The 15,776-nt window shown below is 69.4% G+C and carries 16 protein-coding genes; 12 read left to right on the top strand and 4 right to left on the bottom strand.

The features are described 5' to 3' along the window. The first annotated feature begins 181 nt into the window (after positions 1–181). Positions 182–712: a class IV adenylate cyclase gene (locus tag AC07Q9_RS17270; protein WP_495310909.1), complete on the top strand. Its 531-nt coding sequence runs from the start codon at positions 182–184 to the stop codon at positions 710–712. A 4-nt stretch (positions 713–716) separates the two neighbouring features. On the opposite strand, the gene AC07Q9_RS17265 is transcribed toward AC07Q9_RS17270, so the two are convergent. Further along, positions 717–1,361: a GDSL-type esterase/lipase family protein gene (locus AC07Q9_RS17265; protein ID WP_495310908.1), complete on the bottom strand. Its 645-nt coding sequence runs from the start codon at positions 1,359–1,361 to the stop codon at positions 717–719. Positions 1,362–1,523: 162 nt separating this feature from the next. Here AC07Q9_RS17265 and AC07Q9_RS17260 point away from each other — a divergent pair, with 162 nt between their 5' ends. Genes AC07Q9_RS17260 through AC07Q9_RS17235 form a run of 6 tightly spaced genes read left to right on the top strand, consistent with a single transcriptional unit; the run spans position 1,524 to position 7,721 of the window. Next, positions 1,524–2,714: an ABC transporter substrate-binding protein gene (locus AC07Q9_RS17260; protein WP_495310907.1), complete on the top strand. Its 1,191-nt coding sequence runs from the start codon at positions 1,524–1,526 to the stop codon at positions 2,712–2,714. After that, entirely contained in the window at positions 2,715–4,544 is a 1,830-nt protein-coding gene (locus AC07Q9_RS17255; protein WP_070061430.1) for an ABC transporter permease, read from the top strand. 14 nt (positions 4,545–4,558) lie between these two features. After that, positions 4,559–5,116, top strand: a complete 558-nt coding sequence (locus AC07Q9_RS17250; protein WP_489062294.1) for an OsmC family protein — start codon at positions 4,559–4,561, stop codon at positions 5,114–5,116. Then, positions 5,100–5,948 carry an ABC transporter ATP-binding protein gene (locus AC07Q9_RS17245; RefSeq protein WP_139704721.1) on the top strand — a complete coding sequence of 283 codons (849 nt, stop codon included), beginning with the start codon at positions 5,100–5,102 and terminating at the stop codon, positions 5,946–5,948. The genes AC07Q9_RS17250 and AC07Q9_RS17245 overlap by 17 nt, the downstream gene beginning before the upstream one ends. Continuing rightward, positions 5,945–6,790, top strand: a complete 846-nt coding sequence (locus tag AC07Q9_RS17240; protein WP_495310905.1) for an ABC transporter ATP-binding protein — start codon at positions 5,945–5,947, stop codon at positions 6,788–6,790. Before AC07Q9_RS17245 ends, AC07Q9_RS17240 begins: the two co-directional genes overlap by 4 nt. 37 nt (positions 6,791–6,827) lie before the next feature. Next, entirely contained in the window at positions 6,828–7,721 is an 894-nt protein-coding gene (locus AC07Q9_RS17235) for a VOC family protein (RefSeq protein WP_492730006.1), read from the top strand. A gap of 4 nt (positions 7,722–7,725) precedes the next feature. Here AC07Q9_RS17235 and AC07Q9_RS17230 read toward each other — a convergent pair whose 3' ends face one another. Further along, positions 7,726–8,148, bottom strand: a complete 423-nt coding sequence (locus AC07Q9_RS17230; protein WP_062473733.1) for a winged helix-turn-helix transcriptional regulator — start codon at positions 8,146–8,148, stop codon at positions 7,726–7,728. A gap of 110 nt (positions 8,149–8,258) precedes the next feature. Between AC07Q9_RS17230 and AC07Q9_RS17225 the strand changes: the two genes are divergently transcribed. Continuing rightward, on the top strand, positions 8,259–8,849 hold the full coding sequence (locus AC07Q9_RS17225) for a dihydrofolate reductase family protein (protein WP_495310904.1): 591 nt from the start codon (positions 8,259–8,261) through the stop codon (positions 8,847–8,849). Between the two features lie 155 nt (positions 8,850–9,004). Further along, entirely contained in the window at positions 9,005–9,466 is a 462-nt protein-coding gene (locus AC07Q9_RS17220; RefSeq protein WP_489062286.1) for an RcnB family protein, read from the top strand. An 80-nt stretch (positions 9,467–9,546) separates the two neighbouring features. Here the strand turns inward: AC07Q9_RS17220 and AC07Q9_RS17215 are convergent, their stop codons facing one another. Both AC07Q9_RS17215 and AC07Q9_RS17210 read right to left on the bottom strand, forming a co-directional pair. Next, positions 9,547–9,816 (bottom strand): hypothetical protein, encoded by a 270-nt coding sequence (locus AC07Q9_RS17215; RefSeq protein WP_070061423.1) that lies wholly within the window; start codon positions 9,814–9,816, stop codon positions 9,547–9,549. A gap of 113 nt (positions 9,817–9,929) precedes the next feature. Next, complete coding sequence (locus AC07Q9_RS17210; protein ID WP_062473726.1) at positions 9,930–10,874, bottom strand: CysB family HTH-type transcriptional regulator; 945 nt, start codon at positions 10,872–10,874, stop codon at positions 9,930–9,932. Between the two features lie 178 nt (positions 10,875–11,052). Here AC07Q9_RS17210 and AC07Q9_RS17205 point away from each other — a divergent pair, with 178 nt between their 5' ends. The 3 genes from AC07Q9_RS17205 to AC07Q9_RS17195 all read left to right on the top strand — a co-directional run bounded on the left by AC07Q9_RS17205 (position 11,053) and on the right by AC07Q9_RS17195 (position 15,773). Continuing rightward, positions 11,053–11,655, top strand: a complete 603-nt coding sequence (locus AC07Q9_RS17205; protein ID WP_062473724.1) for a TetR/AcrR family transcriptional regulator — start codon at positions 11,053–11,055, stop codon at positions 11,653–11,655. Between the two features lie 218 nt (positions 11,656–11,873). Then, positions 11,874–12,773 (top strand): alpha/beta fold hydrolase, encoded by a 900-nt coding sequence (locus AC07Q9_RS17200; protein ID WP_070061422.1) that lies wholly within the window; start codon positions 11,874–11,876, stop codon positions 12,771–12,773. A gap of 87 nt (positions 12,774–12,860) precedes the next feature. Beyond that, complete coding sequence (locus AC07Q9_RS17195; protein WP_495310902.1) at positions 12,861–15,773, top strand: SEL1-like repeat protein; 2,913 nt, start codon at positions 12,861–12,863, stop codon at positions 15,771–15,773. Positions 15,774–15,776: the final 3 nt, after the last annotated feature.

Below are 15,776 nucleotides of genomic sequence, written 5' to 3'. Positions count from 1 at the left end.
GCGTTGGGCAGTGCAGTCGTTGATCGACCGGCACAACGACAGCGCTCAGCGGGCGCAGGACACTGGGTGCTTCCCGCAGCGAAATCAAGGAGGAGGCCGTAGGCCGGGGGACATTCGCGGAGGGAAGTACCCAGTGTCCTGTGCACGCGCCCCGAACCCAGCCTCAAGAAAACGAGAAGACATGGCCAGAAACATAGAGATCAAGGCCCGCATCGACAGCGTCGACCGCATCGCAACCATCGTCGCGACACTCGCCGACCAGGGCCCCATCGAGATCGCGCAAGACGACACCTTCTTCCGCTGCGAACACAGCGCCGACCGCCTCAAGCTGCGCACCTTCGCGCCCGACCGCGGCGAGCTCATCTTCTACCGCCGCGCCGACAGCACCGGCCCGAAGGAATCGTTCTACCTGATCACGCCCACCGCCACGCCCGACGCGCTGCGCGAATCGCTCGCGCTCGCCTGGGGCCAGGCCGGCCGCGTGCGCAAGCAGCGCCGCCTGTTCCTCGCGGGCCGCACGCGCGTGCACCTCGACCGCGTCGAAGGGCTCGGTGAATTTCTCGAACTTGAAGTGGTGCTGCAAGAGGGCGAGTCCGCCGACGCCGGCGTGGCCGAAGCCCATGCGCTCATGGCCCGGCTCGGCGTGGCTGAAGACCAGCTGGTGCAGGGTGCCTACGTCGACCTGCTGCGGGCGCAGCAGCAAGCCGTCTGATTGATCAGCGCCAGCCCGCAGCCTTGAGCTGCTCGGCGAGTTGCTCCGCCACCTTGGCGTAGCCCTTCGCGTTCGCATGGATGCGGTCCGAGCGCAGGGCCGCGTCCGACAGCACGCTCGAATACACACCCGCAACCAGCAGCGCCTGCCCCGACTTCGCCACGACCTCTTCGTAGAACGGCGCGTCGCTGAGCGAGCCGACCACCGCGCGCATCGCATCGGGCGCCGGCGTGGCCAGCACCGCCACATGCGAGGTGTGCGCGCGCGCCTGCTCGATCAATGCCGCAAGGTTCTCGCGCGTGCTGGCGGGCGACACGCCGCGCAGCATGTCGTTGCCGCCGATGCCGATCAGGATCGCGTCGTAGCTGCCGGCGGACAGCAGCGCGGGCAGGCGCTCCAGTGCACCCGCCGAGGTGTCGCCGTTGACGCCCGCGTTCTCGACCTGCCAGCCCGTGAGCTCGCCCAGCTTCGCGGGCCACGCCGTCTCGGGCGATGCGCCGTAGCCGAAGGTCAGGCTGTCGCCCAGCGCCAGCACGCGGGCATCGGGCTTCAACGCGTTGGCTGAGGCCTTTCGTTTGCCGCATGCGGAGAGCAGCAGGGCGGAGGCCGGCACGCCGGCGAGCATCTGGAGGAGGTGGCGTCGCTTCATGTGGCGCGCAGCTTAAACGAGGCCGCGCGGCCGTTGGCGCTTGCCCCTTCGCTTGCTCGGAAAGCGCATAAGCCTCTCCGTTTTCGTTCCTTCCCGGCACGGGGACAGCGGCGAAGAATCGCGGCCCTGCACATCCCTTCACTGCCACCGAGGTCCGACGCCATGCTGCCGCCGCTGTTCACCCGCCATCGTTTCCTGCGCCATGCGGTCGCACTGTCCGCCGCCTTGCTCACCGCACCGCTCGCGGCCTGGGCTGCGCCCGCCAGCGGCGAGCCCGTGTGGTTCGGCGTGAGCGGTCCGCTCACCGGACAGAACGCGCAGTACGGCGCGCAGTGGAAGGCCGGCTTCGACCTTGCGCTGGAGCACATCAACGCGCAGGGCGGCATCCACGGCCGGCCGCTGGCCTACAACTTCGAGGACAGCCAGAGCGACCCGCGCCAGTCCGTCGCCATCGCGCAGAAGCTCGTGAACGACAAGCGCGTGCTCATCGAACTGGGCGACTTCTCCAGCCCCGCCTCGATGGCCGCCTCGCCCATCTACCAGCGCGCGGGCCTCGTGCAGCTGGGCTTCACCAACTCGCACCCCGACTTCACCAAGGGCGGCGACTACATCTGGAGTCCGTCGATCAGCCAGGCCGATGCGCAGCCGCTGCTGGCCGACTTGGCCGTGAAGACGCTGGGCTTCAAGCGCATCGCCGTGCTCTTCCTGAACACCGACTGGGGCCGCACCAGCAAGGACGTGCTCGTGAAGGCCGCGCAGGAGCGCGGCGCGCAGCTGGCCATTGCCGAGGGTTACCAGCCCGACGAGAAGGACTTCCGCTCGACCCTGGTGCGCGTGCGCGACGCCAACCCTGACGGGCTGGTGCTCATCTCGTACTACCCCGACGGCGCGCTCATCGCGGGCCAGGTGCGCAGCGTGGGCCTGAAGCAGCCCATCGCCGCCGTGGGCTCGGTGTACTCGCCCAAGTTCATCGAGCTCGGCGGCGCGGCCGTGAACGGCATCCACACCAACACCGCCTTCTTCCCCGAAGAGCCGCGCACCGAAGTGCAGGCCTTCGTGAAGAGCTTCCGCGCCAAGTACAGCAAGGAGCCCGACGCCTTCAACGCCTATGCCTACGACGCCGTGGTGTACGCCGCCGCCGCGCTGCGCGAAGCCGGCCCTAAGGCCGACCGCAAGGCCGTGCGCGATGCGTTCTACAAGATCAAGGACGTGCCCAGCGTCATCTTCGGCAAGGCCACCTTCGATGCGCAGACGCGCCGCGTGATCGGCGTGAAGAGCGTCAACCTGGTGGTGAAGGACGGCAAGTGGGCGCAGATCGACGAGAAGGCGGCGGCGCTGGCATCGGCCAAGTAGATGAGCTTCACCTCCTTCTTCGACCACACGGTCAACGGCCTGATCATCGGCAACATCTATGCGTTGCTGGCGGTCGGGCTCGCGCTGATCTTCGGCGTCTCGCACCTCATCAACTTCGCGCACGGCTCGGTCTACACCGTGGGCGCGTACATCGGCTGGGCGAGCATCACCTACCTGCACACGCCGCTGCCGGTCACCATCGCGCTGGTGGTGATCGGCTCGGGCGCGCTCGGCATGCTCATCGAGCGCGTGGGATTGCGGCCGTTGCAAGGCGCCGCGCGCATCGCGCCGCTGCTGGCCACCATCGGCATCAGCTTCGTGCTCGACATCCTCGTGCAGCTGGTGTTCAGCCCCGACCCGCGCGCGCTGCCCACGCAGCTGCCCGACTGGCGCCTGCAGATCGGCACCGGCACCATCGGCGCGCTCGACCTGCTGATCGCGGGCATCGGCATCGCGAGCGCGGCCGTGCTGTTCGGCTTCCTGCGTTTCACGAAGCTCGGCTGGGCCGTGCGCGCCACCGCGCAGGACCGCGACGCCGCGCAGCAGATGGGCGTGGACGTGAACCGCGTGAACCAGACCGTGTTCGCCATCGCCGCCGCACTGGGCGGGCTCTCGGGCCTGCTGGTGGGCATGTACTACAACAACATCAGCCCGGCGATGAGCTTCCAGGCCACGCTCAAGGGTGTGGTGGCCACAGTGGTCGGCGGCGTGGGCAATGTGCCCGGCGCCATCGTCGGCAGCCTGCTGCTGGGGCTCATCGAAAGCTACGGCGTGGCCATTCTAGGCACGCCGTACCGCAACCTGTTTGCGTTTGCACTGCTGCTGGTCATCCTGGTGTGGAAGCCCAACGGCCTCTTCGGCCGCCAGCGTGCGCTGCCGCCCGAGCCGCTCACCGGCACTTTCATCGCACCGAGCAAGCCGTGGCGCGTGCCGCCGCGCCTGTTGCTCGCGCTGTTCGCCGCGGCCGTGCTGCTGCCGCTGTTCGATCCGTCGCCCTACGTGCTGCAGACGCTCACCAACGCGTGGCTCTACGGTGCGCTTGCCCTGAGCCTCACGCTGGTGGCCGGCACCATCGGCCAGATCTCGCTGGGCCACGCGGGGCTGCTGGCCATCGGCGCGTACGCCTCGTCGCTGCTGGTGCTCGACCTGCACCTGCCCGTGGGCACGGGCATCGTGGTCGCGGGCGTGCTCACCTCGCTGATCGGCACGGCGCTGATCTTCCCGGCCTTCCGGCTGCGCGGGCACTACGTGTCGATCGCCACGCTGGGCATCGGCGAGATCGTGGCGCTGACCATCCTCAACTGGGAAAGCCTCACGCGCGGGCCCATCGGCGTGTCGGGCATTCCGCCGCTGTCGCTGTTCGGCCGCGATGCGTCGTCGAACGAGGCGATCTACTGGGCCTCGTTCGGTGCACTGGTGTTGCTGGCGTTGCTGCAGTGGCGCCTCTTGCGCTCGCACCTGGGCCGCACCTTCCGTGCGGTGCGCGAAGACGAGGTGGCCGCGCGCGCCTACGGCGTGAGCCCCGACCGCTACAAGGCGCTGGCCTTCGGTTTCGGCGGCTTCGCGGCGGGCGTGAGCGGGGCCTTCACCGCGCACATGTACTCGTACATCAACCACGAGACCTTCGGCTCGCAGATCTCGATCCTCGCGCTCACGATGGTGATCCTCGGCGGGCTCGGGAACATCAGCGGCGCACTGCTGGGTGCGGTCGCGCTCGTGAGCCTGCCCGAGCTGTTCCGCGTGACGGCCGAGTACCGCATGCTGATCTACGGCGTGGCACTGCTTCTGTTGATTCGCTTCCGTCCCCAAGGCCTGCTCGGCACCGTCTGAAAGAACCACACACCATGAGCCACCTCAACGACTACCTCGCCGAGAAACGCACCGCCGTGCTGGCCCGCAACGCCGCCGTCGCGGCCGGCACTGCGCAGCCCTCGCAGCTCAAGGCCAGCGTGCGGGCCGAAGGCCGCAGCGGCGTGCGCCGCCTGCGCATCCGCGAGCACCAGGTGATCAGCGACAGCCCGCCCGATTTCGCGGGCTACAACCTCGGCCCGAGCTCGCCCGAGCTGCAGCTGGGCGTGCTCGGCACCTGCGTCACGCACATCTTCCTGATTCAGGCGGCCGAACGGCAGGTGCCGCTCGAAAGCCTCGAGGTCGAGGTGACCGGCGTCATCGACCCGCGCGGCGGCAAGCCGGGGCACGAGCAGACACCGATCTGGCCGCACGAGATCGGCTACACCGTGCACATCGATTCGCCCGCCAGCCGGGAAGAGATCGACGCGCTGTTCGAAGCGGTGGAGCGCAACTGCCCCATCCTCAATCTGCTGCGCAACCCGCAGGCCATTCGCGCCGAGGTGAAGCTCGTGAACTCGAAGGCGAAGGTCGCCGATGCCGTCGCTGCTTGAGGTCCGAGGCCTTGTGCGCCGCTTCGGCGGGCTCACGGCCGTCAACGCCGTCGACCTGCAGGTGGGCGAGGGCGAACTGCTGAGCGTGATCGGCCCGAACGGTGCCGGCAAGACCACGCTGTTCAACCTCGTCACCGGCCTCGACAGGCCCGACGCCGGGCAGGTGCGCTTCGACGGCCACGACATCACCGGCCTGCCCGCGCAGCAGCTCGCGCAGCGCGGCCTCGCGCGCACCTTCCAGCACGGGCGCGTGTTTGCGAACCTCTCGGTGCTCGACAACGTGCTGGTCGGCGCCCACACGCGGCTGCGCGCCGTGAAACCGCGCGTGGGCGGTGTGCCGGGCCTTGGCGCGCTGGCCGAGCTGGCGCTCGCGCTGGTGCAGCCGGGGGCGGTGCGGCGCGAGGAAGAAGCGCTGCGCGACGAGGCGCGCGAGATCATCGCGCTCTTCGGCGAACGGCTCACGCCGCGCACCGACCATCCGGCCTACAGCCTCTCGTACGCCAACCGCCGCCGCGTGGAGATCGCGCGCGCCCTCGCGCTGCGGCCGCGCCTGCTGCTGCTCGACGAGCCCACGGCCGGCATGAACGAGAGCGAGACGGCCGAGATGCTGGAGATCATTCGCGGCCTCAAGGCGCGCGGCCAGACCATCCTGCTGATCGAGCACAAGCTCGACCTCGTGATGCAGCTGTCCGACCGCGTGGCCGTGCTCGACGACGGCCGCAAGATCGCCGAAGGGCTGCCCGACGACGTGCGCAATGACCCCGCGGTGATCGAGGCCTACCTCGGCCATCGCCAGGTCGGCGAAGCGCAGGAAGAAGCGGTGCCCGCATGATCGCCACCGTCGCGCGCACCGGCCTGTCGCCTTCTTCCCTCTGGGGAGAGGGAAGAAACGACGATCTGCCTGAACGCGCCATCGCGCAAGCTTCGGTGGGCGCTGTCCCGCCACTGCTGCAGCTCCAGAAGGTCAACAGCTTCTACGGCCCCGTGCAGGCGCACTTCGACCTCGACATCGAAGTGCGCAAGGGCCAGATCGTCAGCCTGCTCGGCGGCAACGCCAGCGGCAAGTCGACCACGATGAAGATCGTGCTCGGCCTGCTCAAGCCGCGCTCGGGCGAAGTCACGTTCAACGGCGAGTCGACGCTCGGCCTGAGCACGCCGCAGATCATCCGCAAGGGCATCGGCTCGGTGCCCGAGGCACGCCGCCTGTTCCCCGCGATGACCGTGCGCGAGAACCTGCTCATGGGCGCCTATGCGCGCCGCGACCGCGCGGGCGTGGCCGACGACCTGGAACGCATGCTCGAGCTGTTCCCGCGCGTGGCGCAGCGCCTGGGTTTCCTGGCCGGCACGCTCTCGGGCGGCGAGCAGCAGATGGTGGCCATGGCGCGCGCGCTCATGGGCCGGCCGCAGCTGCTGTGCATGGACGAGCCCACCATGGGCCTGTCGCCGCTGTACGTCGACAAGGTGCTCGAGCTCATCGCGCGCATCAACGCGCAGGGCGTCTCGGTCTTCATGGTCGAGCAGAACGCCAGCCTCGCGCTGCAGATCGCGCACCACGGCTACGTGCTGCAGACGGGCCGCATCGTGCTCTCGGGCCCGGCCCGCGCGCTGCTGGCCGACGCGCGCATCCGCGACGCCTACCTGGGCGGCGAAGGTGCCGCCCGCACCGCCTCCTGACCACGACGACCCCTTTGCCGCGAGGAAGACCTTCACCATGCCCCTGACCCTCGACCACGTCGTGATCGCCGTGCACGACCTCGAACGCGCCATCGCCGACTACGCCGCGCTCGGCTTCCACGTGCTGCGCGGCGGCGACCATCCGGGCCGCAGCACGCACAACGCGCTCGTCGTGTTCAGCGACGGCAGCTACTTCGAACTCATCGCATGGCGCGAACCGGCGCCCGCCGAGCGCTGGTGGCAGTTGCTGCAGCGGCACGGCGAAGGCATCGTCGATTTCGCCTTGCTGCCGCGCGACACCGCCGTCACCGTGGCCGACGCGAAGGCGCGCGGCCTCGTGCTCGAAGGCCCGCTCGACGGCGGACGCGTGCGTCCCGACGGCGAACACCTGCGCTGGCAGACCGCGCGCGCCCCGTCGGCCGACCTGCCGTTCCTGTGCGGCGACCTCACGCGGCGCGCCCTGCGCGTGCCCGAGGGCGCCGCCCGCGTGCATCCCAACGGCGTGCTCGGCGTGGCCAGCCTGGCCATCGCCGTGCGCGACCTCGACGCCACGCTGGCGCGCTACCGCGCCTTGCTGGGCACCGTGTCCGACGACACGGCCACGCACATCGGCGAGCCTGTGGCCGTGCCCGCCAGCCAGGTGCGCGTGGCGGTGATCGCATTGGGAAGCAGCGTGCTCGTGCTGTCGTCGCCGCGCGACCGTGCGCCGGCGGCGGAGCTGGGCGGCGACGCGCTCGCGCAGCGCCTCGCCGTGCGCGGCGAAGGCCCTTACGCGCTGGTGCTGCACACCGACCGGCCGCAATCGACCGGCACCTTCGACCTCGCACGCGCGCACGGCGCGTGGATCGAACTCGACTTGCCGCCGGTGGACGCGCTGGAGGCGCAAGGCCGCGTGCGTGCCGACGCGGCGAACAGCACGGTGGGCGGGTAGGGCCTTACCTGCCGCCCAGGTGCGCCTTGCGCAGCGCGGCGCGCATCTTCTTCTGCAGCGCCGGCCCGCCCTTTTCCAGCGCGGCCGCGGGCGCGCCGCTCTCGGCCGTCACCGGCCGGTGCTTGCGCCCCCAGATGCCGAGCTGCGTGATCACCGGCAGCAGGTCGATGCCCACCGGCGTGAGGCTGTAGAGCGCCTTCTGCTTGTGCGTGGGGTCGTCGGTCTTGCTGAGCACGCCGTGTTCGACCAGCGTGTTCAGCCGCTCGGTGAGGATGTTCGAGGAGATGCCTTCCTCGGACTGCAGGAACTCGCGGAAGTGCCGCTTGTCCGCAAACATCAGGTCGCGAACGATCAGCAGGCTCCAGCGGTCGCCGACGACTTCGAGCGCGAGGTTGATCGGGCACAGGGACTTCTGCTGGATGGCCATCGGGGTTCCGCCGGTTCAAGAAACTGCTTGCATTTTCGCATCGGTTTGAGAATACTGAAACTGCTTGCATTTCAAGAGCGGTTTTCGCAAGCGACTTTCAGGAGGCTCCGATGCGAAAGCTCATCGTGCAAATGCAGATGTCGGTCGACGGGTATGTGTCGCCGGCCAACGGCGATCTCGACTGGCAGCTGTGGGGGTGGGGCGACCGGTGGCGCTGGGATGCGGCGCTCAAGCGCGACTTCAACGCCGTGTTCGCGGGCGTCGACACGATCCTGCTGAGCCGCAAGATCATCGAAGAGGGCTACCTCGACCACTGGGGCCGCGCGGCGACGCGCTTTCCGGCGAACCCCGACTACGCCTTTGCCCAGCGGGTCATTGACGCACGCAAGGTCGTGCTCACCAACAAGCTGAAGGCCTCGCGCTGGGAGCGCACCGACATCGCACGCGGCGCCATGGCCGACGAGGTGAACGCGCTCAAGCGCCAGCCGGGCAAAGACATCCTGACCATCGGCGGTGTCGGCTTTGCGTCGTCGCTCACGTCGGCGGGGCTGGTCGACGAGTTCCAGTTCTTCGTGAACCCCACGGCCGTCGGCGCGGGCCGCTCGTTGTTCCACGACACGCGCCATGGCCATGCGCTGCGCCTGCTCGGATCGACCGCCTACGACTGCGGCATGGTGGTGAACCGCTACGCGCCTGCGTGAAATGCGTGACATGCGTCGTGGGCGTGCAGGACAACACGCCGCGCGGATACCTGCGCTTACCGTATTTCATCGGACGGCGACCTGAAGCATCGCAAGCAGACACATGCGCTGCACACAATGGAGGCGTCATCACAGACACACCAAAGGAGTTCCAGATGATCTTCCGTACCAAGCGCCTGACCACTGCCGCCGTTGCGGCGCTCGCACTGTCCCTGGCAGCAGGCAGCGCGCTGGCGCAAGATCGCCGGGGCGACGACCAACGCCCGGGCGGCGGGCGCTACGAGCAGCGCGATGACCACCGTCCTGGCGGCGGTCGTTATGACCAGCGCGACGATCACCGTTCGCACCGCGGCCCCCACGCCGGCTATCGCGGCGACCAGGACTTCCGTGACGGCCGTCAGTTCGACCGCCGGGGTTTCCCGCAGCCGCACACCGAATGGCGCCGCGGCGGCCGCGTGCCGACCGAGTACCGGGGCCGCAACTACGTGGTGAACGACTGGCGCGCCTACCGCCTGCAGCAGCCGCCGCGCGGCTACCAGTGGGTGGGTGTGGGCGGCGACTACGTGCTCGCGGCCATTGCCACCGGCCTCATCGCGCAGATCATCGCGGGTCAGTAAGCCTTCGCACCCCGCGTACGCCGCACATGCAAAAACCGCCACAGGAGACTGTGGCGGTTTTTCTTTGGGGGAGGAGGGTGTCAGGCCACCGCGGTGGCGGCCGACTGGGCGCACACGTTGCGCCCGGTGATGGTGAGGCGCAAACCGCCGCCATGCCATTCGAGCCAGTTGAGATCGACATAGGCGTCGATGTCGCGATCGTCGATGCGATCGGCCTGGCGGCTTTGCAGCAGCTCGACCGTGGCGGGCAGGGCACGTTTCAGGCGTTCGCGTTTCTCCGCTGCATCGGCCGCCTTTTGGGCGGCCCGGGTGGCCTGTAGTTGCTGCTGCTGCTGCGAAGTCGATGCCATTGCTGATCCGTTCCGGGAGCCAAGGAATTAACCCGAATGTACGCCGCTTGTGTGAAGCTGCGCGCATTCTTTTCAACCCTGGAGCCGGAAGTGTCGATTTCGTTGCGCTTGAGCTAAATCTCGTAGTGAGACACCTTGACCTCGTCGCCCAAGGCCTTCTCGACAATGGCGCGCGTCAACGTCGGCGCAAACGACTCGATGAACGCGTAGACATATTTGCGCAGGTAGGTGCCGCGCCGCACCGCCAGCTTGGTGAGGTTGATGCCGAACAGCCGTCCCGCATCGAGCGCGCGCAACTGCGTGTCGCGCTCGGCCTCGTAGGCCACGCCGGCGACGATGCCCACGCCCAGGCCCAGCTGCACATAGGTCTTGATGACGTCGGCGTCCATCGCGGCCAGCACGATGTTGGGCTGCAGACCGCGCTGTTCAAACGCCTCGTCGATGCGCGAGCGGCCCGTGAAGCCCGTGTCGTAGGTGATCAGCGGATGCTGCGTGAGTGCCTCCAGCGTGAGTGGCGCGTCGAGCAGCGGATGCCCCGGCGGCACGATCACCGAGTGCGTCCAGCGGTAGCAGGGCAGGGCGACCAGTTGCGGGTAGTCGCCCAGTGCCTCGGTGGCGATGCCCACGTCGGCCTCGCCGTCGAGCAGCATCTGCGCGATCTGCTTGGGCGAGCCCTGATGTAGGTGCAGTTTCACGTTCGGGAACTGCGCGCGGAATTCCTGCACCGCCACCGGCATCGCATAGCGCGCCTGCGAGTGCGTGGCTGCCACCGAGAGCAGGCCGCTTTGCTGCGCCACGAACTCCTGGCCCGCGTGCTTGAGGTTGCTGCTTTCCATCAGCATGCGCTCGATGATCGGCAGCACGTGGCCGCCAGGCTCGGTGAGGCCCGTGAGCCGCTTGCCGGCGCGCACGAAGAGCTCGATGCCGAGCTCTTCCTCGAGTTCGCGGATCTGCCGGCTCACGCCGGGCTGCGAGGTGTGAAGGGTGTGGGCGACCTCGGTCAGGTTGAAGCCGCAACGAACGGCCTCGCGTACCGAGCGCAGTTGTTGAAAGTTCATCGGGCGCGCAGGAGGTGAAAAGAGGTCCGGACCCCAGGTCGGGGCCGACCGGCGATTCTCGGCAGAAGCGCTTATGCGGGGAACGATGCGTTTGTTGGTTTCACATGAGCAAAACATCTATGAAGCCCTTCTGCATGGGGAAGTTGATATTTCGCACGACTGTGCTAAAGTTCGCCGCATGGACGCCAAGACCCAGAAAAGCGAACTCACCCGCGCCGCCATCGTCGGCGCGGCGATGCACCTCGCGCTGGCCGAGGGGTTGGAGGCCATTTCGTTGCAGGCCGTGGCGAGCCGCCTGGGGCTGTCCAAGAGCGGCGTGTTCTCGCGCGTGGGCTCGCGCGAGGCGCTGCAGAAGGCCGTCATCGAGGAGTACGGCCGCGGCTTCCTGGCCGAGGTGTTCGTGCCCGCCATGCAGAAGCCCAAGGGCCTGCCCCGCCTGAACGACATCGTCGCGCGCTGGATCGCCCGCACGCGCGACGTCGAAGCGCAGAACGGCTGCCTCTACGTGGCCGGCGCCTTCGAGTTCGACGACCGCGAAGGCGAGCTGCGCGACCTGCTCTTCGACGAGATCACGCGCTGGCGTGCCGCGCTGCGCCGCACGGTGCTGCAGGCGGTCGAAACCGGCGAGCTCCAGGCCGACACCGATCCCGCCCAGCTCGTGAGCGAGATCAACGGAATCATGATGAACCAGCTGCACGACGCGCGCTTCCTGCGCGACGGGCATGCGGCCGAGCGCGCGGGCCAGACCTGGCAGCGCCTTCTTTCCAGCTACCGCGCCTGAGGCGCACCCGCAGACGACGGCCACCGCCTCTTCGTTTGCCTTAATTTCGCACCACCGTGCGATAAAAAAAGGAGAAGCACCATGCTGATCATTGCCCTCTTTCTCGCCGCCTACGCGGTCCTCCTCGGTGTGCGCGGCGTGCAGGACACGCTGCGCAGCCTGCCGCGCAGCAACCAGGACTGGGTCTGGTATTGAGCCCCTGAACGAAAGCCTTCCCCATGACCACCACCACCCACACCACCGCCCCCGTGGGCTACTACAGCGCCAGCCCGTTGATGCGCGCGATGCGCTTCGGCCTCGGCGCCTCGCAGCGCCTGTGGCCTGCCCTCGGCGTGCGCGCGGCCTACCGTGTGTTCGGCACGCCGCTGCCGCCCAAATGGCTGTACCGCGGCCAGCAGCCCGGTGCCGACTGGCGCCGCGAGGCCTGGGCGTTCGAAGACGCCAACCTCGGCATCTACCACCTCGCCGCGCAGGACTCGGGCGCCGAGTCGGCGCCGGTCGTGCTGCTGGTGCACGGCTGGGGCGGCCACGCGGGCCAGATGCTGCCGCTGGCGCAGGCCGTCGCTGCGCAAGGCCTGCGGCCCGTGCTGCTGGAGATGCCGGCCCACGGCCGCAGCGCGGGCACGGCCAGCAACCTGCCGCAGTTCGCGCGCGCCATCGACTACGTGGCGGCGCGGCTCGGCGCCGACGGGCACGTGCTGCGCGCGGCGGTCGCGCATTCGCTGGGGGCCAATGCGCTGGCCTACGCGGCGGGGCGCGGGCTGCCGGCGCAGCGGCTGGTGCTGCTGGCACCGCCGGCCTCGCCGCGCGAGTACACGCGCTACTTCGCGCAGGTGTTCGGCCTCAGCGAGCGCACGCGCGCGGGCATGCAGCGCCTGATCGAGGCACGCGAGGGCATCCTGATGCAGCAGCTGGAGCCGGCCGCCGTGGGCCCGCGCATCGCGCAGCCGACGCTCATCGTGCATGACCGCGACGACCGCGTGAACCGCTTCGCCGACGCCGAGGCCTTTCGCGACGCGATCGCCGGCGCGCGGCTCTTTCCCACGCAGGGCTGGGGCCATCGCCGCATCCTCAAGGAGCAGGCCGTGCTCGCGCAGGTCACGCAGTTCCTGGCGTAGCGGCCGGCGGTCATGTGCGCGTGAAACGGCGCCCCTAAACTGGGCGCCACCCATGGCCTTCGCCGTGGACGACGCACACGACCACACATGGGCAATCGTTCCTGGCTCTATCTCGAACACAGTCTTCCCGACACCGAAGACGCATCGGCCGACGAAATCGCCGAAGCCAACAACAACTTCCCCGTGCTCTGGCAGCTCCTGCTGGCCGATGGCGCGGCCGGCGACGCCATCGACCACCAGCGCGTCTTCGGCGATGCGGGCACCGACAACCTGGTCAGCGACGCGCACGCCGCGCTCGCGCGCATCCGGCAGCTGCACGCCTTCGTCGAGCGGCACCCGATGCTGCACACGCTGCCGCAGATCGCGCTGCAGTTCGAGGCCGTGGCGCTGCACCTGGCCGAGCTGATCGACGACACGCCCGACGACAGCACGCCGCGCTTCTCGGCGAACCTCGACGAGTTGTCCTGGCTCGGCGGCGATGCGGATGGCGAGGGCTTCATCGAACGCAACCGCCGCGAGTGCAATGAACTGTGGGCCGAGGTGCAGCGCTGCATCGACAGCGGCAACCACCCGGGCGTCGACGCGGCGCTCGGCATCCAACGTTTCGCCGACTGGGAGTCCTGGGCCTGGCAGTTCGGCTTCGGCAGCCTGTCGCATCCGTACTTCGACGGCTACGAGGCGCCGCGCGACGAGCGCTTTGCCGACTTCGAACCCGAAGAAGACGAAGACGACGGCGAACGCCCCGACTACGACAACCACCTGGGCGGCGACCTCTGGCGCTTCGAGGTCGACGGCCGCTGGGGCGTGATGCGGGTGGTCTACGACGACGACGGGCGCAGCCAGCGCACCACCGTGGTCGAGCCCGCGTGGGACGACATCCGCTACGCCGGCGCCGACGATCCGCGCCTGCTCTGGATTTCGCAAGGCGAGCGCTCCGGCCTGCTGCTCGCCGACGCCGAGGCGCCGCGCGTGCTGCTCAAACCGCAGCTCGACGAGGTCTGGGCCTTCGAGGGCGACGTTGCGACGGCGCTGGTCGGCGACCACGTCGGCCTGCTGCGCACCGACGGCAGCTGGCTGCTCGCGCCCTCGGTCGACGAGGTCTGGAGCTTTGTCGAAGGCCGGGTGCGTGCCCGCGTGGGCGAGCGCATCGGGTACGTCGACCTGCAGGGCCAGTGGACGATTGCGCCCCGGTTCGAAGAAGCCGAAGACTTCACGCCTTTCGGCCTCGCGCCCGCGCGCGGTGACGAGGGCGGCTGGGGGCTGGTGCGCGCGGACGGCGAATGGGCCGTGCCGCCGCATTTCGAAAGCCTGCAGTGGCGCCACGACTGGGAGGGCTTCGACGCCAAGCGCGACGGCAAGAGCGGGCTGCTCGATGCGCAAGGCCGCGTCATGATCGAGCCGGTGTACGAGCAGGTCGACCTGCTCGAGGAATACCCGATCGAGATCCTGACGGCCGAAGACACCGATCCGTCGAACGAGCGCGGCACCCCGGCCCGGCCGAAGCGCTTCGCCGTGGAACGCTCCGACGGCCTGTGCGGCCTGATCGATGGGCAGGGCCGCGTGCTCGTGCCCTTCGACTACGGCCGCTTCGAAACCCTGGAGCCGCTGACCGGCGAGGAGCGCGCGCACGCCATGGTCCGGCGCGACCTGGTGCGCGTGGCGTCCAAGGGCGGGCGCACGGCGAAGAACGCGCCCTGGCTGCGCGGCATTTACGACGTGGCCGCCGGCCGCGAGCTGGTGCCGTGCCGGCACCGCACGCTGCAGCCGCTGGCCTGGGGCACGCAGGACATCGGCTGGCTGGTCGCCGATCCGGTGCCGCGCGCCGCGAAGGTCGAGAAGGGGCAACTCGCCGTGGGCGTGCTGCGCGCAGACGGCGCCGTGCTGCACCCGCAGGCCTACCCGTGGATCACGGCCGCGTTGTCGGTCGCCGACGGCTGGATGGCCGTCGCGGTCCGCTCGCAGCTGTGCAAGCGCTGGAGCGTAGGTGAGCCGGTGCAGGCCGCGCGCAACGACACCGGCCTGTACGTCTGGCTGCATGCCGACGGCCGCGAGCAGGCGCACACCGAACACATGGCCGCGCGTCATGCCGCCGGCGACCTGCGGGCCGCCTACGAGCTGGCCTGCCACCTGCGCGATGGCGAGGGCATCGAAGCCGACCCGCGCGAAGCCCTGCGCTGGATGGCACGCGCCGCCGGCGTGCGCGAGCCGGGCGACACCCCCGCCACCGCGTCGCCCGACGGTCTGCCCGTGGCGATGTGCGAGCTCTCGAAGATGCTGCGTTGGGACACGGCCGGCCTCGGCGCCGAACCCGCCTTGGCGCGCGCGTGGCTGCTGCACGCCATCGCCCATGGCGGCGAGGACGACGCCGCCACGCACGCCCATCTCGGCTACATGCTGAGCGAAGGCGAGGGGGGCGAGCGCGACCTGGAAGGCGGCATGCGGCACTACGAACGGGCCGCCGAGCACAACCACACGATGGCGCTCTACAACCTCGGCCTGGCGCACAAGCTCGGCGAACCGGGGGAGCCCGACCTGGCGCGGGCGATCGGCTACTTCCGCCGCGGCCACGAAGCCGGCGACGTCAGCGCCACGATGCAGCTGGGCCGCACGCTGTGCCGGCACGCCGGGGCGCTGGCCGAACAGGGCCAGGGAGAAGCGGAAGTGAAGGCCCTGTACGCCGAAGCCCTCTATGCGCTGCAGAAGGTGGCGGAAGACAGCACCCAACGCCAGCAGGGCTGGGCCTGCTACGAGCTGGGCTGGATGCGCATGCAGGGTCAGGGCGCGCCGGAAGACGCGGCAGCCGCCGAGCGCTGGCTGCTCAGCGGTGCCGCGCTCGATGACTGCGAAGAGAACCTGGAGAGCCAGCGCGCCTGCGTGGAATCTCTGGCAGAGCAGTTCTACGGCGACCGCGAAAGTCCGCTCTTCGACGAGGGCAAGGCCCGAGAGTGGGCGCAGCGGGTGGAGGCGCTGCCCGCTGCGGCCCCGGATCAACCGGAGTGAGCC

The organism is Variovorax sp. GW821-FHT09A10 (genome assembly GCF_059418385.1).
Note: the sequence above shows the minus strand (reverse complement) of the source record. Positions and strands in the feature narration are given on the sequence as shown.